The sequence below is a fragment of the Prosthecobacter sp. genome (genome assembly GCF_044232965.1).
In the GTDB taxonomy this organism is placed as follows: Bacteria; Verrucomicrobiota; Verrucomicrobiia; order Verrucomicrobiales; family Verrucomicrobiaceae; genus Prosthecobacter.
Window position 1 is genome coordinate 16,255 of the sequence record NZ_JBIIKX010000010.1, and the last position, 22,500, is coordinate 38,754.

General features: G+C 61.5%; 23 protein-coding genes. 10 read left to right on the forward strand and 13 right to left on the reverse strand.

Features of this window, described 5'->3' with window-relative positions; genetic code table 11:
• Positions 1 to 41 precede the first annotated feature (41 nt).
• The 4 genes from ACILSI_RS06265 to ACILSI_RS06280 all read right to left on the reverse strand — a co-directional run bounded on the left by ACILSI_RS06265 (position 42) and on the right by ACILSI_RS06280 (position 3,144).
• Positions 42 to 932 (reverse strand): SH3 domain-containing protein, encoded by an 891-nt coding sequence (locus ACILSI_RS06265; protein ID WP_395720999.1) that lies wholly within the window; start codon positions 930 to 932, stop codon positions 42 to 44.
• Between the two features lie 480 nt (positions 933 to 1,412).
• A complete protein-coding gene (locus ACILSI_RS06270) occupies positions 1,413 to 1,667 on the reverse strand; it encodes a hypothetical protein (RefSeq protein ID WP_395721000.1) in 255 nt (84 codons plus the stop codon).
• A gap of 211 nt (positions 1,668 to 1,878) precedes the next feature.
• Complete coding sequence (locus ACILSI_RS06275) at positions 1,879 to 2,292, reverse strand: hypothetical protein (RefSeq protein WP_395721001.1); 414 nt, start codon at positions 2,290 to 2,292, stop codon at positions 1,879 to 1,881.
• Positions 2,293 to 2,607: 315 nt separating this feature from the next.
• Positions 2,608 to 3,144, reverse strand: coding sequence for a hypothetical protein (locus ACILSI_RS06280; RefSeq protein ID WP_395721002.1), 537 nt, complete (start codon positions 3,142 to 3,144; stop codon positions 2,608 to 2,610).
• 747 nt (positions 3,145 to 3,891) lie between these two features.
• Between ACILSI_RS06280 and ACILSI_RS06285 the strand changes: the two genes are divergently transcribed.
• The 7 genes from ACILSI_RS06285 (at position 3,892) to ACILSI_RS06315 (ending at position 10,206) form a co-directional block, all read left to right on the forward strand.
• Entirely contained in the window at positions 3,892 to 4,506 is a 615-nt protein-coding gene (locus tag ACILSI_RS06285) for a hypothetical protein (RefSeq protein ID WP_395721003.1), read from the forward strand.
• Between the two features lie 156 nt (positions 4,507 to 4,662).
• Positions 4,663 to 5,280, forward strand: a complete 618-nt coding sequence (locus tag ACILSI_RS06290; protein ID WP_395721004.1) for a hypothetical protein — start codon at positions 4,663 to 4,665, stop codon at positions 5,278 to 5,280.
• A gap of 85 nt (positions 5,281 to 5,365) precedes the next feature.
• Positions 5,366 to 5,686, forward strand: coding sequence for a hypothetical protein (locus tag ACILSI_RS06295; RefSeq protein ID WP_395721005.1), 321 nt, complete (start codon positions 5,366 to 5,368; stop codon positions 5,684 to 5,686).
• A gap of 18 nt (positions 5,687 to 5,704) precedes the next feature.
• Positions 5,705 to 6,487, forward strand: a complete 783-nt coding sequence (locus tag ACILSI_RS06300) for an ABC transporter permease (RefSeq protein WP_395721006.1) — start codon at positions 5,705 to 5,707, stop codon at positions 6,485 to 6,487.
• Positions 6,484 to 7,134, forward strand: a complete 651-nt coding sequence (locus ACILSI_RS06305) for an ATP-binding cassette domain-containing protein (RefSeq protein WP_395721007.1) — start codon at positions 6,484 to 6,486, stop codon at positions 7,132 to 7,134. The genes ACILSI_RS06300 and ACILSI_RS06305 overlap by 4 nt, the downstream gene beginning before the upstream one ends.
• 64 nt (positions 7,135 to 7,198) lie before the next feature.
• The gene (locus ACILSI_RS06310; RefSeq protein WP_395721008.1) at positions 7,199 to 8,662 is read left to right on the forward strand and encodes a hypothetical protein; all 1,464 of its coding nucleotides are present in this window, start codon (positions 7,199 to 7,201) and stop codon (positions 8,660 to 8,662) included.
• On the forward strand, positions 8,662 to 10,206 hold the full coding sequence (locus tag ACILSI_RS06315; RefSeq protein WP_395721009.1) for a DUF3482 domain-containing protein: 1,545 nt from the start codon (positions 8,662 to 8,664) through the stop codon (positions 10,204 to 10,206). The genes ACILSI_RS06310 and ACILSI_RS06315 overlap by 1 nt, the downstream gene beginning before the upstream one ends.
• Positions 10,207 to 10,336: 130 nt before the next feature.
• On the opposite strand, the gene ACILSI_RS06320 is transcribed toward ACILSI_RS06315, so the two are convergent.
• Positions 10,337 to 11,542, reverse strand: a complete 1,206-nt coding sequence (locus ACILSI_RS06320; RefSeq protein ID WP_395721010.1) for a homoserine O-acetyltransferase — start codon at positions 11,540 to 11,542, stop codon at positions 10,337 to 10,339.
• A gap of 161 nt (positions 11,543 to 11,703) precedes the next feature.
• On the opposite strand from ACILSI_RS06320, the gene ACILSI_RS06325 reads away from it, so the two are divergent.
• Positions 11,704 to 12,642 carry a polymer-forming cytoskeletal protein gene (locus tag ACILSI_RS06325; RefSeq protein WP_395721011.1) on the forward strand — a complete coding sequence of 313 codons (939 nt, stop codon included), beginning with the start codon at positions 11,704 to 11,706 and terminating at the stop codon, positions 12,640 to 12,642.
• Positions 12,643 to 12,691: 49 nt separating this feature from the next.
• Positions 12,692 to 14,482: a hypothetical protein gene (locus ACILSI_RS06330; RefSeq protein ID WP_395721012.1), complete on the forward strand. Its 1,791-nt coding sequence runs from the start codon at positions 12,692 to 12,694 to the stop codon at positions 14,480 to 14,482.
• On the opposite strand, the gene ACILSI_RS06335 is transcribed toward ACILSI_RS06330, so the two are convergent.
• Positions 14,479 to 15,273 (reverse strand): alpha/beta hydrolase, encoded by a 795-nt coding sequence (locus ACILSI_RS06335; protein ID WP_395721013.1) that lies wholly within the window; start codon positions 15,271 to 15,273, stop codon positions 14,479 to 14,481. The genes ACILSI_RS06330 and ACILSI_RS06335 overlap by 4 nt on opposite strands.
• A complete protein-coding gene (locus ACILSI_RS06340) occupies positions 15,270 to 16,676 on the reverse strand; it encodes a DUF1501 domain-containing protein (protein ID WP_395721014.1) in 1,407 nt (468 codons plus the stop codon). The genes ACILSI_RS06335 and ACILSI_RS06340 overlap by 4 nt, the downstream gene beginning before the upstream one ends.
• A 123-nt stretch (positions 16,677 to 16,799) precedes the next feature.
• Between ACILSI_RS06340 and ACILSI_RS06345 the strand changes: the two genes are divergently transcribed.
• Entirely contained in the window at positions 16,800 to 17,372 is a 573-nt protein-coding gene (locus ACILSI_RS06345; RefSeq protein ID WP_395721015.1) for a hypothetical protein, read from the forward strand.
• 76 nt (positions 17,373 to 17,448) lie between these two features.
• On the opposite strand, the gene ACILSI_RS06350 is transcribed toward ACILSI_RS06345, so the two are convergent.
• From ACILSI_RS06350 to ACILSI_RS06375, 6 genes are all read right to left on the reverse strand, one after another.
• Positions 17,449 to 17,700: a hypothetical protein gene (locus ACILSI_RS06350; protein WP_395721016.1), complete on the reverse strand. Its 252-nt coding sequence runs from the start codon at positions 17,698 to 17,700 to the stop codon at positions 17,449 to 17,451.
• Between the two features lie 167 nt (positions 17,701 to 17,867).
• Positions 17,868 to 19,046, reverse strand: a complete 1,179-nt coding sequence (locus ACILSI_RS06355; protein WP_395721017.1) for a radical SAM protein — start codon at positions 19,044 to 19,046, stop codon at positions 17,868 to 17,870.
• 117 nt (positions 19,047 to 19,163) lie between these two features.
• A complete protein-coding gene (locus ACILSI_RS06360; protein WP_395721018.1) occupies positions 19,164 to 20,426 on the reverse strand; it encodes an efflux RND transporter periplasmic adaptor subunit in 1,263 nt (420 codons plus the stop codon).
• Between the two features lie 87 nt (positions 20,427 to 20,513).
• The gene (locus tag ACILSI_RS06365; protein ID WP_395721019.1) at positions 20,514 to 20,819 is read right to left on the reverse strand and encodes a hypothetical protein; all 306 of its coding nucleotides are present in this window, start codon (positions 20,817 to 20,819) and stop codon (positions 20,514 to 20,516) included.
• Positions 20,816 to 21,040 carry an addiction module protein gene (locus ACILSI_RS06370; protein ID WP_395721020.1) on the reverse strand — a complete coding sequence of 75 codons (225 nt, stop codon included), beginning with the start codon at positions 21,038 to 21,040 and terminating at the stop codon, positions 20,816 to 20,818. Before ACILSI_RS06370 ends, ACILSI_RS06365 begins: the two co-directional genes overlap by 4 nt.
• Positions 21,041 to 21,097: 57 nt before the next feature.
• Positions 21,098 to 22,177, reverse strand: a complete 1,080-nt coding sequence (locus ACILSI_RS06375) for a pyridoxal-phosphate-dependent aminotransferase family protein (RefSeq protein WP_395721021.1) — start codon at positions 22,175 to 22,177, stop codon at positions 21,098 to 21,100.
• Between the last annotated feature and the right edge of the window lie 323 nt (positions 22,178 to 22,500).

Below are 22,500 nucleotides of genomic sequence, written 5' to 3' on the forward strand. Positions count from 1 at the left end.
CGTTTGTCAGACAGTTGCAGCCTGACACCGTTTCCCCGTTGCTAGCGTTGCGGATTTGGTGTTTCGGGTCGCAGATAAAGCTTCGCCACCCAACCGGTGAGGTTGCCGAACGTGATTTGGACCCATTCAGTCGTGCCGTTCATCACAGGCGCAGCGACTATGCGGAGCTGACTAGATCCGTTTGGCAACCTTGCAACGATTTCGTGGTTAGCACTCGGTCCACTTCGGACATTGAGGGTGTCATCTCTGGCAATGCCTACGACCGAATACAACGCGTCAGGTTGGCTAGCATTCTGGGGTGGCTCGAGAAATGAATTGAGAGGCGGATTTGATTGTGAAACCGCGACTACACGCAGCGTTTCTGGCTTTGGGCTGATAGTTTTAACTCCAGAATTGATTTCGGCGATTTCCGATTGGTATGCTTGTTCAAGCTCATCCTGCTGGTGGCGCAACGCGGCCTCGTATTTGTCTCGTATCGCATCATACTTGAACTGATACTGGAGCTCAATCTCGCCTATTTGCTGCCGTGCTTGATAACTTCTTTGGCCAATTTCAGGGGTTTGTGGATATGCCTGACCGATTGCTCGAAGGTCCTTGGTCGCGGCTTGCTCTTCGCGCTTGGCACGCTCTATCTCCTCTCTCTCCAATCTGGAAATCCTTTCCTTTGCGGCTTTGATGTTTTCTTCCAACGTTTGCCCAGCATGGAGTAACTGCTGTTTACGGGCGGACGTAAACTCGTCGGATTTTTGAAAAGTGCTGTGAGTATCGTCCAATGCGGAATCGCGCGGCTCGGTAAAATGGTCCCAGATCGCGGACACTCCGGCCCATATGAAGACAACTGCAAAAATAATAACGTGGCAACCTAGTGGCAGTTTGGAGGTGGAGCCTCCGCCAACTGCGGATTTCGCTGGTGACGACGCTGAAGTTTTCAAGCTGGCGATAGAGGCCCGTCCTCCGCCAACTGCGGATTTCGCTGGTGACGACGCAGCGATTGCTCGCCCCGCATCTCGATCCCCCCCTGCCGCGACATCCCGACTTCCTTGAATTGCTGGTTCATGCTTGCCGTTTGGACTGTTGCGGCATCGATTTAAGGTGAGCTGCGAGATGCTCGAACTTGTGGATCCGCAATACTTGCACTCATAGCGGGATAGCTCGCCACCCTCATATAAAACATGCTTGCCGTTTGGACTGTTGCGGCATCGATTTAAGGTGAGGTTCGAGACGCTTGAACTCTTGGTTCCGCAGTACCTACAGTAGCAGTTCATCATTGCACGCTGGATTATATAATGGTGATAGCAACACCTAACGCAGAAGGTGGGTAAGCGCCAACGTCACGACGTGAACCGGAATAGCGGCACTGAGTACGCCAACTGAGGTTGGATTCGGCGACTTGGGCGGCTGGTCGGTCATAGTCACTTTTGGGAACGAATATACTCCTCGTAGCTTGCAATGTGATCTGGGTCATCGAGAACAGGCTCGTAACCGCGTGGAATGTCTGTCCATGAATCAATCTCGACAGTTTCCATCGACTCACCTATCTCGTTGGAGACGATATCGTCATCGTCTGCAAGATCGGGGTCGAGGTCATCAGCCGCGACCTCAATGGTCATTTTGATGAGAACCTCTTTCGGCCATTCATCTTTCTTGTTTGTTTGTTCGTCGGTCATGTCGGTCACAAAAATGGATGCGCGAAGTTGCCTACAGGAGCTCATTAACAGATTCGGGTGTTTGTGAGCAACCTCAAATCCAACTTTTTGCTCATTGACTCCGCCCAAATCTGAGTCTGGTGGCCCAACGGGTCGATGGATTCAGCCCAAGAAAAGATGCCAGAATTATGCCTCCACTCCGCAACGAGGTAAGGGGTTGTGGCTACGGTGATCATTTGGACTCGGGGCGGGTAGCCGGTTGTCCACCACCGCCTTGTTCTGCCTGTCTTTTTTCGTCTGCGACGCGCATCTGGGTGATGAGTGAGTGGCACTGATGGAAAAGGTCGGACAACTTCTTGTCTCTCTTCTCGCCAAGATCATCCTCCTTGGCCGTGTAGCCGAAGACGCCATCGGCGGCCACGATGTAGAACGTGGTGCTTCCAGGCTTCACAATCGGAAACGCATCAACCTTCTTCATGTGCTTGAGACACTCCTCAGCCATCTTTACGACCTTCAAAGACTCTGGGCGAAGATTGGCGTTTTCCCCCGATCCGATCAATCCTCCCCCACTAGAGTAGTATAAACTGGCCGCGCCATCGAATGCAGCGGCAATGGTGTAAGCACCCTCAGGAAATCCAGATTCCATCAGGACTGCAGAACAGGCTTATCCTTCAGGTCAGGAAACTCCTTCGCGTTCAACTTGAGCGGAAGGTTCCGCATGTCCTTGTAGATTGGGGCAACTTCAAATGCGGGCTTGTCTTCAGCGCCCATCAGACGACCGAGGAATGAGAATAGAGCAGCCATGATGAGTAAGTGTCGCATTGTGAATTCTTTGGCAGAACGACCCCAAGCTCAGCGACTCGCGGAGCTGGCGCGCTGGCTGCATGGCGGAGGAAAGGCGGCGACAGGAAGCAGCCAGCGTGACAGCGGAGCGAGTTCGCTGCAGCGCCTGCTAGGCCCGTTAGATGACTTGAAATCCCGATGAGTCATAGGCGTAGAAATACCAAGTGACAACCTGTCCGGAAAGACTTCCAAAAATAACGAGCGAACGACGCAGAGTGGCGAAGTCGGCGAAAATGTCCGCCTCGCGAACAATCTTTGTATAGCGGTCAAGGTAGAAGCTGCGCATCTGCTCGGTCTGAGCGTAGGTGATGAGCACCTTCAGTGGCGCGTTGAAGAGTTGGAGTTTGTTCATCTCGACTGCGGTTCCGGTAACGTCGTGCTCGTGTTCCATCGCGATGCTGATGCACTTGGCGTAGGTGGCAGTAGGCCCAAAATGGCCGCCGTCCCGCTCAGCGTAGAAAATGGAGTCGAGGTAGTAATAGTTGGCGTTGAATACGGAAATCCCAAGTTCGGTGGCAATCTTTGGGAAGACGATGTCCAGTATCAGGGCCGTATAGTCGCGGCGCTCGTCCCAAAGAGCGACTATCTGAGAATCCACTGACGTGACTGCTGTGAGAAAGGCGTCCTTGAATTGCAGGGGTGTGATGCGTGTCATAGTTCGGTGGCGTTCGCGGAATGGAAAAAGAAAAGATGCTAGGTATTATGCAGGCATTATGCCCGGTTATAGCCGTCAATCCCAGGATTTTGGCCGCATTCCCAGGAAGCTAGCGGGATTCCTGGGCTGCGGACCTTTCCACGCGGAGCGCGGTCTGGTTGAATGGGAGCGCGGACTGGGTGGCGCTGAGCGCGGTCTGGATGGGTGTGAGTGTGGGCTGGCCGGTCGGGAGCGCGGTCTGGCCGAGTAGCGCAGTACCTGGCATCCCGGGAGCCCGGACTGGATGAATGGGAGCGCAGCCTGGACGAACGGGAGCGAAGAGTTGACGCTTGGAGCGCGGTCTGGCCGGTCGTGAGCGCGGACGGCGCTCTTGGCGGTTTTCAGACCGCTGTTTAGCGCCTGGAGTGGCGGCGAGTGCAGGTGGCGCGCGGCGCGGCGGGCACCGGCCACGCGGGACAGCGGGCGGCGTGGCGGAAGGGCGTTTTGAGGCAATTTCGCTGTTTTTTCGCGCCGTTGCTCGTTTTTATCTTGGCATTTGACGCCCCGTTACTCAGACTCTCACGCGTTAGGTCAGTCAATTCATGTCCGCTGCATCCGAAGATCATGGCGAATGGAATTATCAGGCTCGATGAGGGCTGGCGGCTCGATGAGGGCCACCGGCTGGATGAGCCGCCGAACGTTCCGGCACCCGTGACCCCTCCGCGGAAACGGCGGCGCTCCAACACCAAATCCAACACAACCACGATTATGCCCGACTACATTCCATCCAAACGTGAACAACGCCGTGCCTGGCTGCAAAATCTCAGTGCGAAGTCCGCCGCGCAAGTGGTGGCAGGCGGCGGCACGGCCCCCGTGGCCACCAACCTGACGACGGCGGCCGACGCGATTATCGCGGCCTACGACGACACCGACTCGGCCAAGACGACGCTCGACGGCAAAAAGGCCGTGGAAACCGACACGGAGGGCACGCAGCTCGGCATCATCCGTGGCATCCTGACCACGCTGAAGGTGCTGCCGAACTGGAAGTCCTCCGGCGCGGACGCGGAATTGCAGTCCTCGTCGTCGAGTTCCCAGTTTGATCCGAGCACCTACAAACCCGTGATCAGCGTGGAGATCAAGGGCGGCCTCATCACGCTGGACTTCAAAAAGAAGGGCGTGGATGCACTGGCGATTTACGGCCGTCTGCGCGGCACGCTGGGCTGGACGAAGCTCGGCGTGGACACCTCCTCGCCGTACGTTGATGGCCGGCCGCTGGCGACGCCGGGCGTGGCGGAGATCCGCGAGTACATGGCGCGCGGCATGATGGATGACGAGGAAATCGGCCTGGAGAGCGACATCGTGAGCATCGTCTTCGGGGGCTGAGTGCCGAAGCCAGACGGGGAGACGTTGAGACTGGGAGACGTGGAGAGCGGCTGCGCCGCGAAACTCTGAGCCTCCCGGTCTCCTCTTCTCAAACTCTCCAAGTCTCCTCCACTCCTCCACTCCAAGTCTCCTGGTCTCATTGTCTTCTCAACAGCCATGCCCTACGACCCCAACATCCCCGCCGACCATGCGGACCTTACCGGCGCAATGTTTCGCGGCCAGTTCAACGGCCTCAAAGACCTCATCGACGCCATTCCCGCCGGGCCGCAGGGGCCGCCTGGAGCAGAGGGTCCCCAAGGGCCTCCGGGTGATCCAGGCGGACCACCGGGACCGCAAGGCCCGTCGGGCACCAACGGCAACGATGGTGCGCCTGGTCCGCCCGGAAATGATGGCGCTCCCGGCCCCCAAGGGCCGCAGGGAAATGAAGGGCCAGCGGGTGCCCCAGGCCCGCAAGGTCCGCCCGGTGCCGAGGGTGCGCCTGGACCGCAAGGCCCGCCCGGAGCCGATGGACCGCCGGGAGGACCGCCTGGCCCCCAAGGGCCGCAAGGTCCGCCCGGCATTGACGGCTCTCAAGGGCCGCCTGGAGCGGATGGTCCCCAAGGTCCGCCGGGGGAGGTGACGAATGCGCAGCTCAGCAGCGCCATCGCCGGAACCAGCGCCAACAGCAACGGTGTGGCGAACCTGAACTTCGCCAGCGGCACGGACTACGATCCCGTGCAGCAGCAGCAGCTCATCGACAAAATGAACGAGCTCATCAACGCGCTGAGGAGGTAGGAGGGGGGCTTGGGTATTGTAGTCCCGGCTTTAGCCGGTCTGGTGATGCCCAGAGCCGCCTAAAGGCGGAACTACAGTGCAAAGGATGAATCGCAAACCGCCCCCCTCTGAATCGACCATCACCCGCAAATCCAAGGCAGGACAGGCAGGAGAATGGGGGCAGAAGAATGGCCTGATTCTTGGCTATCCCAAGGAAAGGCGGTTTGGAACCGCCCAGGCGCTTGCAAAGCGCCTCTCCTTGAGGGCGCACCGCGAGGAGTTGGATCGGAACCTCATCCAAGGTCATGATTCTCCTGCCTTCATTCTTCTGCCAATCATCACCACGTCTGGGGTCCGTCTAGCCAACCATCCCGCTCATTGCGAAAGAACCGCTATTGAAGTTGTGCAGTGGGAAGGGGGCTTTTAGTTTGGCGGCTCCTGCTGAATGACTTTCAACCGCTCCAACCTCTGCTGGCTGGCCCTGGCCGTGATCACGGCGGGCTATCTGCTGTTTTGGGCCTTCCTGCTCGGAGCCACGGCGACTTACAGCACGCCGGACTCGTGGTTGAAGGTGCTCATGTCGCCGGAAATCCGGCATGCGACGTGGCTGAGTCTGGTTACGTGTTCGTTGGCGGCTGGATTCGCGCTGCTGCTGGCGGTGCCGGTGGGGTATCTGATGTCGCGCCGGGAGTTTCGCGGCAAATCGTGGCTGGATGCGGCGCTGGACATCCCGATCATCCTGCCGCCGCTGGTGGTGGGGCTGTGTCTCTTGATCTTTTTCCAAACGCGCATCGGCAAGCTCATCGAACTGGCGATTCCCTTCACCTATCAGCTCAGCGGTGTGGTGCTGGCGCAGTTCGTGGTGGCGGCGGCGTTTGCGATCCGCACGATGCGCGGGACGTTTCAGCATCTCTCGGCGCGGCCTGAGGATGTGGCACTGACCCTGGGCTGCACGCGGTTTCAAGCGCTGTGGCATGTGGCGTTGCCGGCGGCACGGCGCGGCATGGTGGCGGCGTTTTGCATCGCCTGGGCGCGGAGTCTGGGCGAGTTCGGGCCGATCCTGGTCTTCGCCGGGGCGACGCGCATGAAGACCGAAGTGCTGCCGACGACGGTGTGGCTGGAACTCAGCGTGGGGAATCTCGAAGCCGCCGTGGCGGTGAGTTTGTTCATGGTGGCGCTGGCGGTGCTGGTGCTGGTGGCGGTGCGGGCGACGGGGGAAAAAGTATGATTCAGCTCGATCACATCACCTGGAAGACCGGCGACCGCGTGATCCTCGCGGACGTGACCATCGCCATTCCGGCGAACACTTACGCGGTGCTCATGGGATCGACCGGCTGCGGCAAGACGACGCTGCTGGAGATCCTCTGCGGCCTGCGCAGGCCGACTTCCGGCCGTGTGTTGCTGGATGGCGTCGATGTGACGGACCTGGAGCCGCGTGAGCGTGGCATCGGCTATGTGCCGCAGGACTTGGCGCTGTTTCCCGGCTTGCGCGTGCGGGAGCAGATCGGTTTCGCGCCGAAACTGCGCGGTGTGCCGCCGGAGGAGCTGAATCAACGCGTGAACCGCCTCGCCGAGCAGTTTGGCATCGCTCCGCTGCTAGATCGTTTGCCCGACATGCTCTCCGGCGGCGAAAAGCAGCGCGTGGCGCTCGCCCGTGCGCTGGCGGCGCAGCCGAAGCTGCTGCTGCTCGATGAACCGCTCTCGGCCCTGGATGAAAGCATGCGTGCGGAGGCTGTTTCGCTGCTCCAAAAGGTGCAGCAGGACCATGCGCTCACGGTTTTGCACGTCACCCACTCCAGCAACGAAGCTGCGGCGCTGGGGCACCTGCATCTGCGGATGACCGCCGGGCGGCTGGAGGTGGAATTGAAGGCATGATTTTCAGCGTGTGCTTGGATTCCGCCCGAAGCCGCGTTTAGTGTGCGCAAAAAACAACCCCCGCATGGATTGGAATGAATGGCAGCGCGTGCTGAAATGGCGCGCACTCGAAGAAGGCGATGCCGATGGCGTTCTCGTCAACGCGGAGCGTCGTCGCGAGGCGACGGCACACACGCGGGCGGGTCTGGCCTCCGAGGAGATCAAGGGCGACTCGTTGGACGAGCGCTCGGAGTCGTTTCTGGACAAACGGGCCGAGTGGCTGGAGCGCGAGGCCGTGGGCTGGCGCGGCGAGTTGATCCGCGTGCTGGCACTGCTGCGCGTGCCGCAGGGCCGCTGGGCCTGGGCGCTGGCGGGCTGGGGGATCGCGCTGGTTGCGGGCTACGGGTTCACCGATCTGGGACAATCGAGCGAGTTCAACCTGCTGGCGCTGCCGCTGGTCGGTCTGCTGGCGTGGAACGCTGTGGTGATCGTTCTGGGTGTTCTGTTTGAACTGATGCCTGCCTCGCCGCTGGCAGGGCACGGCGGCTGGCTGGCGGAATTTTTGGCCCATGGTATCTCACGAGCCGGGAAGGCGACGAAGGAAGTCGAAAGCGGCGTCGCGGCGGGGGTGCGCACGAAATTTGAAGAACTGGCTTGGCCGCTGGCGTGGCGCCGCTTGCAGATGCGGCTGCGTTTGTGGCTGCATGTGGCCGCGGCGCTGCTGGCTCTCGGCGGCGCGGTGGCGCTGTATGCGCGTGGCTGGTCGAAGGAATACCGCGCGGTGTGGGAGAGTACGCTGCTGGACGACCATAAGGCGAGCGCGTTTTTTGACACCTTGTTCAAGCCGGCCTCGACGGTTTTGCGCAAGCCTGTGCCGCTGGAGCAGATCCACGGCATGCATCGCACGGCTGGCAAGGCGATCACACCGGCTCCGGCGTTGCCATGGATTCATTTGTATGCCGGAACGCTGCTGGTGCTCGTCATTGTGCCTCGTTTGTTGCTGGCGGGCATTGGCGCGGCGCGTAGCAGACGCGGGATCACGCGTGGGGCGCGCTCGTTGAGCTGGGGCAATTATCTGCGCGGGCTGATTCGTGCCGTGGAGGGCGGGGATGAGCGCATCCAGGTGCTGGTGCATGCCATGGAGGCCACGCCGACGCATCGCGAGGTGTGGGATCGTGGTGTGCGCGGACGTTTCGGCGGCATGGCGCGGGCGGAGTATGTGCGCATTCCCGCCGGGGATGAGGATGAGTTTGCCGCCGAGTGGCAGCCGGTTTCGGCACGACTGGTGATGCTCTTCAGCATGGCCACCACGCCGGAGGCCGAGGTGCAGCGGCGTCTCGTCTCCGATGTGCGGCAGCGCCTGCTCACGAAGCATGCGGAGCCGGAGCTGATCGTGCTGCTCGATGGCACCAGTCTCGCCGGTCGCTGGTCTGCGGAAAAAATCGCCGGACGTGAGCGCCTGTGGACGCAGATGGTCGAAGGTCTCGCCTCCGAGGTCATCGTGGCCGTGCGCAAAGAATCCGCACGCATGCCTGCCGCCGTGTCGTAATGTTATCCAAGTTTTCTTTTCTCGTGCCCGCCCTGCTCTCCAGATTCAAAGCCTCGGACGCTCCGCCAACGCAGAGCGGGGAGAGCGGTGTGCGCGATGCCTCGGACATCGTCACGCTGAGCCTCATCTCCCACACGAACGCGGGCAAGACCACGCTGGCTCGCACGCTGCTGCGCAAGGACGTGGGCGAGGTGCGCGACGCGCCGCATGTGACGCTGTTCAACGAATCGCACCTGCTGCTCGAAACCGGCGGCTTCATGCTGCGCCTGTGGGACACGCCGGGCTTTGGCGACAGCGCCCGCCTGATGAAGCGTCTGAAGCGCGAGCGCAATCCGGTGCTGTGGTTTCTCTCGCAAACCTGGGACCGCATCACGGATCGTCCGCTCTGGTGCAGTCAGCAGGCGCTCAAAAACGTGCGCGAGGAGGCCGATGTGGTGCTCTACCTCGTCAACGCCGCCGAACCGCCCGAGGCGGCCGGTTACATCGGCCCGGAGATGGAAATCCTCGGCTGGGTGGGCAAGCCGGTCGTCGTGCTGCTCAATCAAACCGGCACGCCGGGCAGTTCCGAGTTTGAGGCGGCGGAGATCGACGCCTGGCGTGCGCATTTGGAGCCGTTTGAGATCGTGCGCACCGTGCTGCCTCTGGATGCCTTTGCCCGCTGCTGGGTGCAGGAGGACAAGCTCATGGAGTCGCTCGCGCCGCTGATGGAAGGCTCGAAAATCCCGACCTTCCAGCAGATCAAACGCGCCTGGACGCAGCGCAACATCGAGGTCTTCCGCAGTTCTGGCAGCCTCATCGCCGAACAGCTCACCGCCGCGCTGCTGGACGGCGTGGAGGTGCGCGGAGAGACGCTGCTGGAGCGCGTGGGCTGGCAACGCGAGGACTTGAACCGCGAGTACAACGACGCGCGGCAAAAACTCGCCGCGCAGCTCGCCGACCGTGTGGAGCATGCGACGAACAAGCTGATCGAGGCCCACGGTTTGCAGGGTGCGGCCGGTCATGCACTGAGTCAGGTGGCCCGCGACCATTTCCACCTGCCGGAGGGCGTTTCCGAGAGCATCTGGGGCGTGGTCGGCAGCTTTGCCGGTGGCGCGATGGGCGGACTCATCGCCGATCTCAAGCTCGGTGGCATGACCTTCGGCGGTGGTGCCTTGCTGGGCGGCATCGCCTCCGGCATCGGCGCGTATGCCTTGATCCGCAGTTACAATCTCGTGCGCGGCAGCGATCAGCGCCTGCGCTGGTCACGCGAGCATTTCCGCGAGCAGGTGCGCCTTGCGCTGCTGACCTACCTCGCCGTCTGCCACTTCGGTCGTGGTCGCGGCGAGTGGCAGGAAAGCGAGCAGCCGCAGCACTGGCGCGAGGCCGTGGATGACGTGATCGACGAACACTCCGACGCGCTGGACCATCTGTGGAAGACCGGTGTGCAAAAAGAGACCCAACCCGCCCTCCTGTTCCGCCAGACGCATCAGCTCACGAACGATTGCATGGTGTCGTTGCTAGAGCGGCTGTATCCGGGCGTGGAGTCCGGAGCGTGGCAGGTGTAAGCATTGGAAGCTCTGCTGTGCTTCAAATCCTTGCGGCAGCAAGCTATCCAACTTGGACTGACAGCCTTTCATTATGAGATGAAGTCAGCTCGACTTTGATTGACGGTTTGGAGTCGAAATCAGCAGGAGCTTACTCCACCTCCTGCACCGTGCGGTCCACGGAGGCTTTGTTCCAACGGCCGTCGAGGGTGAAGGCGAGGTGCGGGGTGTAGAGCTGGGGCTCGAGGAGGAAGGAGTCGTGGCCTTTGTCGGAATGCACGGTGATGTGCATGTTTGAAACCTCGGCTTTTTCGAGATGGCTGACGAGTTCGGCCTGCTCTTCGGGGTAGAAGCAGAAGTCACTGTCGATGCTGAAGATGAGGTAGTGCTGTCCGGCGGCGGCACTGCGGGCGAACAGCTCCTCATAAGACGACACCCCAGCGTCGCGTAGTGGATCGAAGCGCAGCCACATGTCGGCGATGCGCAGGTAGGTGTTCGCATCGAAGCGTTTTACGAATTTTTTGCCCTGGTGGAGCATGTAGCTTTCCACGTTGTGCTGCACACGGTACCAGGAGAGCGTGTCGCCCCCCTGCTTCAAGTCCTGGCGGGCACGGCGCTCGATGGCGTCGAGATGCACGAAGGTCTTGTGGCTGATCATGCGGGCGAGCGCGAGGCCGTATTCAGGTGCCTTGCCCTCGTAATAGTCGCCGCCCTGAAAGTGCGGGTCGTTTTCGATGGCGAGCACCTGTTCAAACAAGGTCAGGCGCGTCAAAACGGTGGTGCGGCAGCCGCTGGCGATCGGCACCACGAGCTTCACGCGCTCTGGGTGCAGCGTGGCCAGATTGATCGCCAAAAGGCCGCCGACGGACGCGCCGATCACCGCATGGAGTTTTTGGATGCCGAGGTGGTCGAGCAGGGCGAGCTGGGACTGCACCACATCGCTGGTACGCACAGGCGGAAAGCTGCCGGCGTAAGGCTTGCCGGTGGCAGGATTGATGGAGGCGGGTCCGCTGGAGCCATAGCAACCGCCGAGGTAGTTTGCGCAGATGATGAAGTAGCGTTTGGTGTCCAGCGCCTTGTCCGGGCCGATGAAGAGATCCCACCAGCCGTGGTGGATGTCTTTTGTCCAGCGCTCATCGGTGTGCGGCACCGCTGTGGTGACTCCGGCGGCGTGCTGGCTGCCGGAAAGGGCGTGGAAGAGCAGGATGGCGTTGCTGCGGTCGGCGTTGAGCCTGCCGTAGCTTTCGTAGGCGACCGTGATGCCGGGCAGCGTGTTCCCAGAGGCAAAGACAAACGGGTCTTTCGTGGTTCCGGTGTTAAAGAACTTGGTTTCTTCGTTTTTCGCTGCCTTTGACATGAGACGCGGAAGAAACAGGGTTTTGGAGACGCGGCAAGCTGGATCACTGGATGCCCGACCCTGGAGACTGGATGAATGCAGTGGTGGACTATTGGGTGAGCGCGGCTTTGGTGCCGCTAATGACGCTCCATCCAGCAACCAGTATCTAGTCATCCAGTCCCATGCTCGATCCTTTCGTCACGCTCCAAGAAGCCGGCTTCTCCAAGAAGCCGCAGGGGGGCGCGGACCGGCTGGACGGCTGGTCGCCGGAGCTGATCGCCAGCCTGGACTGGGCACGGATGTCCGAGCTGGCCCGGGCCATGGTGGCGGAGGCTGGTTGTGAGCTGGTCGGCTCGCGCGTTCTGCCGGATGGCGCGGTGCATTTCGGCATGATCGAGCAACCGAAGTCGCCCAAACCACGCCGGGCCATGGTTAAGATCGCTCCTTGGAACGAATGGGGGGCCACGCCGGAGACCGTGATGCGTTTCGCAGATGAGGTGCGCACTGCGCGTGACACACGCGGGATTTTGATCGCTCCTGCGGGCTTCAGCCCGGCGGCGCTGCGCAAGGCGCAGGAGCTGCGGATCGAAGCGGTGGACGCCACGGCGCTGGATGCCGCCCTGCGTGCCCTGCCGGGTGACAAAAGCGATTTCTTGTTCGTGGTGACCACGGCGGGTGATTTCTCCACGCCGTCGTGTCCCGTTTGCACCAAAAAACTTGTGCGTGTGGAGCAGCAGTCGCTGGAGCTGCCATCGCGGACCATCGACACGGACGGCCTCATCGCTGATTCCGTCGTGTGTGACCGGCTGGAAGTCATCCGAGGCTGCGAAGTGACGTTTTTGCAGGAGGTGCGGGCGAGGTCCATCACCATCTCCGGCCAGGCGAGCGGTGATTTCGTTTGCGAGGGGCCGGTGACGCTGGAGCCCGGAGGCACGCTCTCTGGCAACGTGGCAGCACGCTCGCTCATCGTGCGGGATGGCGGTGAGCTGCTGGGCCAGTTCCGCATTCTGGAGGGTGATCTTGGCTCTTTCGTGAAACCGGCGGTGCGCTGGCACTGGCGCTGCGCGGGAGCCGAGGGGCGGCAGGCCTGCGGGGGTGTCATCTTTGAGCCGCACGAGTGACGCGAGATCGTTCTTGGCACGCGTGCCCTGAGTGTGGAATGGTGGACGCATGTCGTCTCCCAACTCCTCCGGCCCCGGCGGCCTGCTACGACTGGTGTTTTACGCCGCCGTCCTCATCATGGCCTTGCTGCATGTGTTCGTGACATTCCGCGGTCTGAGCAGCGCGGAGGGCATGAACCAGGCGCAGTTGGCGCGGCAGATCGCGCGCACGGGTTCGTATCAGACCCTCGTCACGCAGCCCTACGCCTGGGCGCAGATGGAAAAAGCGCAGAAGAAGCCCTCTCCGGCCGTGATGCCGGAAACCGTCCAGCCGCCGCTGCAGCCGCTGTTGTGGGCGGGTGTGTTTCGTGCGCTTCAGCCCTGGCAGATCTACGACCCGCAGGCTGGCGGGGCGATCTACCTGCTGGACCGTGTGATCGCCTGTTTCGGCGTCACCTGGTATTTGCTGACCATTGTTTTCACCCACGGCGCGGCGCGGCGCTTGTTTGATGAGCAAGTGGCCAGCATCGCGGCCCTCGCGCTGCTGGTCTGCGAGCCGGCGTGGGAGCTGATGGTCAGCGGCTCCCCCAGGGCGCTGCTGGTGCCGCTGTTTGCCCTGGCATTCCGGCTTTACGCCTCAGCATCATGCCGTGCGGTGGAAAATCGCTCAGCGTTCGTGCCACTGGCGCTGCTGGGCGTCGTGTGCGCCCTGATGGTGCTCGCGCATTGGATGGCGCTGTGGATTGTGCCTGGCATCCTCGTCGGCGTGGCGTTTTTTTTGCCGCGAGGCAAGGCGGGAGTCATCGTGGTGGCGTTGTTTCCAGTGCTGGCGCTGGTGGCATGGGGCTGGTGGAACATGCAGCTCTGCGGTGATCCGCTCGGCGGCATCCGCGCTCTTTTCCAGTCCCAGTCCTCCTCGGTGGCGCATGATTCGCTGTTGCGTGATTTCACGCCCTCGGTGCCGTTGCTTCAGGTGGATGACCTGCTGCGTCGTGTAGGCCTCGGCTGGCAGGATCAGCTCGCTCATCTGTATGCTCATCTTGGTTATGTGGTGCCTGCGGGGTTGTTCTTCGTCACGCTCATGCACCGTTTTCGGAAGGCGGAGGCCGCCGCCGCAAGTTGGACGCTTGCGATCGTGTTCGGCTTTGTGGCGCTCGGCATGGGCCTGCTCGGCCTGGCAGATGGAGAGAGGGATGACAACGCCCTCTACATCGTGCTGATGCCCGCCATGACTGTCCTGGGGTCCGCGATGCTGGTGGTCCTGTGGTCGCGTTTTCAATTGGCCGGTGGCGAGTTCATGGCCCGCTGGGGCGCTCCTTTGGCCGCTCTGATCGTGACCGCGCTGCCGTTGATGGTGAACCTGCCGGTGCTGATGAAATTTGGCCTTACAATGGGAAGCAAGATCCCGCCGCACTGGCCGCCCTTCCTGCCTGAACGCGCCTACATCCTGCGCCTGCTGCTGGAAAAGGACGAGTTCGTCATCTCCGACTCTCCTGCCTTTGTCGCCTGGTATGCCGATGTGCCCTGTGTGAATCTTCCCACCCAGCGTGCCGATTATGAGGTCATGCAAGCCAGGGCCGCCGAGCGTGGTGTGAAACTGGCCGGATTCGTCATGACTCCCGTCTCCGCCAAGGTGGAGCGCGTCACCGACATTTACACCGGTCCCTACCATGAGTGGCGTGACCTCATCATGCGCGGCCCCATGCTCGCCTTTGACCGTGACTTCGCCCCCAGTCCCGAGTTCGCCTACAAAGTGCCCATCCCGCTCGTCGGCACGCCGATCGGCGAAAAAGAGAATCTCAGTCTCTCGATGGTCTTTTACACCGACAAAGCGCGTGTGACCCGGAAGCCAGCGCCTTAACGTGCCAGACAGGCTCTGAAAAACCGCAGCGTGTCCGCCAGATGCGCGTGCCAGTAGTCCCAGGTGTGGCCGCCGGGAAACTCCTCATACACATGCGGGATGCCCGCCATCTCCAGATCGTGATGCAGTGTGCGGTTGTGCTCGATCAGAGCATCTTCCTGGCCGCAGTCGAAGCGCAGATGCGGCAGGCGTGCGGTCAGTTTTGCGCATTCGATCACTGAAAGCGGGTCTGAATCGGTCAGATCGAACTCCGCCAGCGGTTCCTCCACAAAACCCTGCATCTGCGCCACATGGGTGATGCTGCTGTGCGCGCTTATGCCCATGAAGCGCTTCGGATTCAACAAACCCAGCCGCAGCGCGCCATAACCGCCCATCGACAGCCCGCTGATGAAGCGCGGCGCGTCTTTGCACCGCGCATCGATCTCTGCGGCCGCGTCCGGCACCTCATCCACGATCCACGCCGCATGATCCGCCTCGCGATGCCGCAAATAGCCCGATCCATCGCCCCACAAACCGTCCGAAGGCATCGCCAGCATCATCGGCGGGAGGTTCTCCTCCATGATGAGCCGGTCCAGCACCCTGTGCGCCCCGCCCTTGAACAACCAGGCCCAGTGACTGCCGTAAACACCGTGCAGCAAGATCACCAGCGGCAGCTTATCGGCCTGAACCACTGGCGGCACATAAAAACTCACATCCGCACGCCGACGCAGCGCCGCTGACTTCACCGTGACGTGATGAATGCCGCCGCCCAGCAGGGCCGTGTCCGAAATCTCAAGGGTGCGGAAGCTCATGCGAGGATGTCCTTGATCACCTTCGCACCCTCCACGCCGCTCAATCGCGCATCAAGACCCTGGAATTTGAAGCTGAAGGCATCGTGCTTGATGCCGAGTTGATGGAGCATCGTGGCGTGGATGTCATGAACGGTGGTGACCTTCTCCACGGCGGCGTAGCCGAGGTCGTCCGTGGCTCCGTGGACGATGCCGCCTTGGATTCCTGCGCCTGCCAGCCAGACGGACATGGCCTTGTTGTGGTGATCGCGCCCGCTGCCGCCCTGGGACATCGGCGTGCGGCCGAATTCGCCCGCCCAAACGATGAGCGTCTCGTCCAACATGCCGCGCTGTTTGAGATCGGTGATGAGAGCCATGCAGGCGCGGTCGATTTCCTTCGCCTTCTGCTCCACGCCAAGCTTCACGCCGCCGTGGTGGTCCCAGTCCTTGTGATAGAGCTGGATGAAACGTGTGCCGCGCTCGGCAAGGCGACGCGCAAGCAGGCAGTTCGAGGCAAACGAGCCGTCTCCAGGCTGGCAGCCGTAGAGTTCGAGTGTTTTGGCACCTTCAGCACTCACATCCATCAAATCCGGCACGCTGGCCTGCATCTGGAAGGCCATCTCATACTGCGCGATGCGTGTGGCGATCTCGGGATCATCCACGAGCGCGTCGTGCTGCTTGTTGAGCGCGTTGATGGCCGCCACATCGCTGCCTTGTCGATCACGCGTGACGCCGTTTGGGTTCGTCAGATACAACACGGGATCGCCTTTGGCGCGAAGCTGCACGCCCTGATACTTCGACGGCAAAAAGCCGCTGCTCCACTGCCGCGCCGCGATGGGCTGGTTCTGCCCGCCCTGGCCCAGCGAGGTCAAAACCACGAATCCTGGCAAATCCGCCGCCTCGGTGCCGAGACCGTAGGTGATCCACGAGCCCATGCTCGGCCGCCCCGCGATTTGCGAGCCGGTGTTCATGAACATGTGCGCCGGATCATGATTGATCGCGTCCGTGGTCATCGAGCGGATGAGGCAGATGTCGTCGATCACGCTGCCGATCTGTGGAAACAGCTCGCAGATCTCGATCTGGTTCTTCCCGAACTTCGCGAACTTGTGCTGCGGCCCGAAACAGTTCAGCGGCTTGCCTTGAAGCTGCGCGAGTTGCTGCCCTTTCGTGAACGATTCCGGCATCGGCTTGCCGTCCATCTCCGCGAGCTTCGGCTTCGGATCAAACGTCTCCAAGTGCGACGGTCCGCCCGCCATGGTCAGCCAGATCACCCGCTTCGCCTTCTGCGGCAGCGGCAAAGTGCCAAGTACGCCCCGCATCGGTGCCGCATGCGCAGGTTTGAGCAATGAAGCGAGGGCGATGGCACCGAGGCCTTGCGAGGATTTGCCGAGGAAAGCGCGGCGCTGGAGGGATGGGATAGAAGGCATGGCCGAAAAAAGGCTGGCAGGACAACCCTGAAGATAACGGCGTGGGAGCGCACTTTATCATCTGGATTTATCGGTCGATTGCCCGGTTGCCAGCGCACCGGGGCGCTTCTACGCTCGTCTCATATGAAAGCCACTCTTCTCGCCTCGTTGACCCTGCCGCTGCTGCTGGCGCAATGCCTTGACCCGATGATGCAAGGTCCGCAGGGCGGTTATCCATACGGAGACCCGAACCAGCGCCTGGAGATGCGGGAGCGCGGCACGGACCTCAATCGCATGGCGTATGAACGTGGCTGGCAGGACGGCCAGATGGACGCGCAGCAGCGCCAGGCAAACAATTATGGCCGCCACACCACGCGTTTCGACCGCAACACGGTGCTGGCCTACCGGGACGGCTACAATCAGGGCTACACGCAGTCACAACAAGGCAGCCCAGGCGGGTTGCAGTGGCCGGGCCAGGGGGCACAGGTGAATCCTCTGCCACCGCAGCAACAGCAGCCGCAGCGTGATCCGGCCTACAACCAGGGCTACGACTACGGTTTGCGGGATCGCACCAGCGGCCGGGTGGCAGATCCGGCGGCGCATGTGGGGCGCTATGATCCGCGTTATCGCTCCAATTTTGAGCGTGGCTATCATGACGCCTTCGGCGCAGGCTCCTCGTCATCCAGTTCTGGGACCGGCGGCCAGTGGTTCCGCTGATCCGTTGAAAATCAAAACACCGTCACGGCCATGCCGCGACGGTGTTTTGGTTTAAACAGGTGCTGTCAGCCGGAGATTACTCCTGGGCAGCGGCCTCGACAGGTGCGGTGGTTTCTGCGGCGACTTCGACCGCGACCTCGGCGGCCTTGGGCTTGGCGGGGGCTTTTTTGGCGGCAGGCTTTTTGGCGGCCGTCTTCTTGACGCCCTTGGGTTCAGCCTTGGCTGCACGGGCCTTGCGGGAGACGCCGGCTTTGACGAGCGCCTTCTTGCGTTCGAGGTATTTTTTGCGGCGGCGGCGTTTGACGATTTTGTTAAGTTGCTGGCCCATGATGGATTGGATCGGTTGTCGTTTGCGGTTTTGAGGGCGGCAAGAGTTCCACCGATCAAGGTCGAATCAAGACCAAATACGGCGCTGCGCCGGTTTCCCGGTCTGGCATGCCCGGCTCTTTTCACCTTGGCGGCAGGCGCAGGTCGTCAAATCTGCCGGTCTGGCCGTCAGGCGGCCAGGACTTTGCTGCGCTCGCTGTCATTCAGATAGCATGATGGGTCAGGGGCCCAGAGGTCGCCGGTCATTTGCAGGGCGCGCACGCGGAAACCACCGCCGCAGACATCCAGGAAGCTGCATTCGGCGCATTTGCCGGTGAGGTGTTCCTTGCGGTTTCGCAGGGCGTTGAGCGTGGCGTTGTCGCGGTTGCTCCAGATGTCGCTGAACTTGCGCTCTTTCACGTTGCCGAGCGTGAGCTCATGCCAGAACTGGTCGGGATGCACATTGCCCTGGGTGTCGATGTTGCTGATGCCGGTTCCGCTGCTGTTCGCGCCGCCGCCGTTCCAGTTCATGAGTTCCATTGCGCGGGCGGCACGCTCCGGGTTCTCCCGCTTCAGGCGCATGTAGAGGTAGGGGCCGTCCACCGGCTGATCGACGGTCAAAACCTCGCGCGGCCGGCCTTCGGCGGCCCATTTGGCCGTGCGATCGAGGATTTTGTCGATGGCACCGCGTGTCTCCTCGTGCGGCACTTCCATGAGCTCGGAACCGCGTCCGCTATAGACGAGATGGTAAAAGCACACGCGCTCGATGTCCTCGCGCTCGATGAAGTCGAGGATGCCGTCGAGATCGGCGATGTTGTGGCGGGAGAGCGTGAGCCGCAGGCCGACTTTTTGGCCGACGGCCTTGCAGTTGCGAAACGCGGCCACCGCCTTGTCAAACGCGCCGACTTTGCCACGGAAATTGTCGTGCGTGGCCCCCATGCCATCGAGCGAGATGCCGACGTAGGAGAAGCCGATGTCCTTGATGCGATGCGCCCACTCGGGATCGATCCGCGTGCCGTTGGTGGAAAGCGTGAGGCGCAGGCCCTTGCTGGTGGCGTATTCGGCCAGTTCGAAGAACTTCGGGTGAATCGTCGGCTCACCGCCGGAAAGCAGCAGGGCGGGCACTTTGTACTCGGCCAGATCATCCACCACGCCCTGGCACTGTTCCCAGCTCAATTCACCGGGATAGTGCTTGGAATCCGAGTCCTGGTAGCAGTGGACGCATTTCAGATTGCAGCGGCGGGTGATGTTCCAAACAACGATGGGGCGACGTTCAGCAGCAGAAGTCGGCGAGCCGTGACCGCGACCATAACGCAGGTGGTCCATGGGCTGGGCGACATCACAGTAAAGGCGGGTGAGGTTGATCATGACCCTTTATCAACGCACGGAGGCATTTCCGATGCCCCGCCGATCTTGCGCAATGCGTGACGTGGCTTGCCAGCCTAGCCAGCACGCTGTCACAAATTCAATCGCGATGATCTGACATCACGGCAGCGGCTTCGCCTCTGGCACCAGCATCGCGGCTTTCTTTTCCGGCTTTTTCTGGTCGGCCACTTTCTCGCTCGGCGGCGCTCCGTCGATGACTGGATTCACCCGTGCTCCGTCCGCAGGGAAGGGGATCGGCGTGAGACAAAGCACATCACCCTCTCTCGGTGCTTTCGCCGCATTCGCGGACACGACGATGTGCTGGCTGGTGCCGAAGACCGGCTCCACAAACATGCGCTTCAGTGTGTTCTGTGGTGTGATGAGGATGATCTCATCTCCCGCGCGCACAGCGGAGCGGGAGATGACGAAGACATCGTTCAGCGCCTCGCCCTCGATCTCCGCCTCGATGAACTGGCCGATCTTCAGCGGCGGCGCACCATCCGCGCGTTTGGCAAAGGGATTGTCGATCTGCGCCACGGCGGTGGTCTGGCGCGTGCTTTCATCCAGCGCGCTCTCCACCCGCACGAGACGGCCTTCCCAGATCACGCTCTTGCCTGCGGCAGTCGTGCGCAGCTTTACCTTTGCCGCTGGCAGCGCGGAACTGGCGTCGCGATAGCGCTCCGGCAGCTTCACATGCTGACTTTCACGTTCCGGCAGCGGCAGGCGCACCTCGACGAAGTCCGTGGCAAAAATGCGGCCCAAAGTGGTGCCCTGGCCGACATATTGGCCCACATCGACGGCCTGCTCCAAAACCTGCCCGGCATACGGCGCACGAATCACGGTGCGCTGCGCATCACGCTCCGCTTTCACCACGCGTGCCTCAGCGGCGGCCAGATCGGCCTTCGCCCGCGCCACCTGCGGTGAGCGCGAGACAAGCTCGCCCGGCGCGCCCTGACGGCCCAGTGCCTTCCAGTTTTCCAGCGCCTGCTCGGCCTTCGCCTCTTCTTCCACCAGCGTCACCTTCGCCAGCGCCACGGCGGCCTTGGCGGTCATCACGGCGGTTTCATAGTCCACAGGGTCCAGCTTGATCAGCACTTCACCTTTCTCAAAAAAGCCGCCGGGGCGGAATGAAGGACTCACTTCCGTGATCATCCCCGCCACCTCTGGCAGCAGCGTGCTGCGCGTGCGTGGCTGCACCGCGCCCTGCGAGGCCACCCGCACCGGATAGCTCGTCTTCTTCAAGGTGATGCCCTCCACCGTCACCAGCACCGGCTTGGTCTCCATCGTCTTCATCTCCGGCTTATGCGTGATCAGCCACCATCCATACCAGCCGCAGGCGGCTAGGATGACGAGGGGAAGCAGTGCGCGGAGGGTTTTGGCCATGTCAGAGGGTAGAACGTCTGAAAATGCGCCCAGATTCACCTCGCGCATGTTTTAATCCGCCAAAAGCAGGCTTCACAGTGGGAGAAGTCATGCCGGGCCAAAGACTTTGCGATGAATGACGGACGGGTTTTGCCGCAGATCGGTGATCGTCACCACCACGATCCGCGTAGGCTGCACGTCATAGAACACACCAAACGGAAAATCGCGCATCAGCATGCGTCGGTAGGGATGCGCGTAGCGTGCTCCGCTTTCTGGATGTCTTTTCAGCAGGCCGAGCACGACATCCAACTGCTGCATGAACAACACGCCACGTCCTTTCTGATAGTCCTCGTAGCGTTCGTAAGCCTGCTGGATGTCGATGTCCGCCTGGAGCAGCAGAATCAGTTCTTTCATGCGGCCGATCCCAGGATGCGTTGTTTCACCGCTTCCCAGGTGGTGAACTCCTCCGGGTGCTGCTTGAAATGATCCATTCGCCGGTCCAGCTCGGCGAGTATCTCCCGTGACACCGGAACCTCTGAAGGATGTTCCTCCAGGTCGTTCCAAAGTTCTGAGACAAACAGCAGCTTCTCGGACGATGAGAGCGAACGCACTTCTGGGAATTGCTCAAGAATCATGGCGGATGATGGCACGAATGCCTGGGATGGGCAACGCCCGATCTGCTTCCAGTCGGCTCACAGCTTCGCCAGCGAGTCATCCAGCGCGGCGATCACCGTGCTGATGCTCGCCTCGCTCTCGTCGCCCATGTTGGAGACGCGGAAGGTCTTGCCCTTCAGCTTCCCGTAACCGCCGTCGATGATCATGCTATGATTCTTCTTCAGCAGGGCGATGAAGGCCGCAACGTCGATGCCCTTGTTGTTCGCCACGCAGGTCAGCGACTTGGAGCGATAACCCTCCGGCGCGAAGAACTCGAAGCCATTCCGGCGAACCCACTCATGCACCATGCCGTTGAGCTTGGCGTGACGTGCGTAGCGGTTGTCCACGCCTTCGGCGAAGATCTTGTTGAGCTGATGGCGCAGGCCGTAGATCAGCGAAATGCACGGCGTGCTTGGCGTCATGCTCTTCTCGCCGTTCGCCTTGAACTCCAAGAAGTCGAAGTAGTAGCCGCGGTCGTTGATCGTCGCCGCGCGCGCCATGGCGGCCTCGCTGGCGGTGAACAGCGCCAGCCCCGGCGGCAGCGCGAAGGCCTTCTGGCTGCCCGTGAGCAACACGTCGAGGCCGAGTTCGTCGAAATTCACCGGCACCGTCGTGAAACCGGACACCGAATCCGTGATGAACATCACGTCGGGATACTTCTTCTTCAGCGCCGCGATCTCCGCGATGGGGCTGAGCACGCCCGTGGAGGTTTCATTGTGGATGAAGGTCACCGCGTCGAATTCGCCGGTGGCGAGACGCTTGTCGATCTCCGCCGCCATGATCGGCTGACCCCATTCGACCTGATAGGCCTCGGCTTCCTTGCCGCAGCGCTTGGAAACGTCCAGCCACTTGTCGGAGAAGGCCCCGTTGCAGCAATTGAGAACCTTTTTCTTCACCAGATTGCGGATCGAGCCCTCCATCACGCCCCAGGCCGAGGAAGTGCTCAAAAACACCTGCTGCTTCGTGCCAAACAGCGTCTGCAGCATCGGCTGGATCTCGGCATACAGATCCTGGAATCCCTTGCCGCGATGCCCGATCATCGGCTGCGCCATCGCAGCGTAGGTGTCAGGGGAAACTTCGACGGGACCGGGAATGTAAAGTTTGACGTGGGTGCTCATGCGTTTGGGGGAAAGGGAGCGCCGAGTGTAGGGCGCTTAGCCACTCACGCAAGGGCTGTGTGGGCTGCTACTGGCCGAGTTGGAAGGCGGCCGTGCCCAGGACCAATCCCGAGCCGGAGGCTCGAAAGAAAACAGCCGGTGGTGCAACCACCGGAACCGGCGAAACAGCTCGATTTTGCAAGCCGCCGCGCCCCGGAGGGAGCGCGAGAAGCTGGCGAAGGCCCGTGGCGTGTTCCACTGCAAATCACCACGCTTTTGTCTGAGGCGGCGCAAACACGATCCGGTCTTGGATCATGGGTGCCCCCACCTCGGATTTGCCAAAT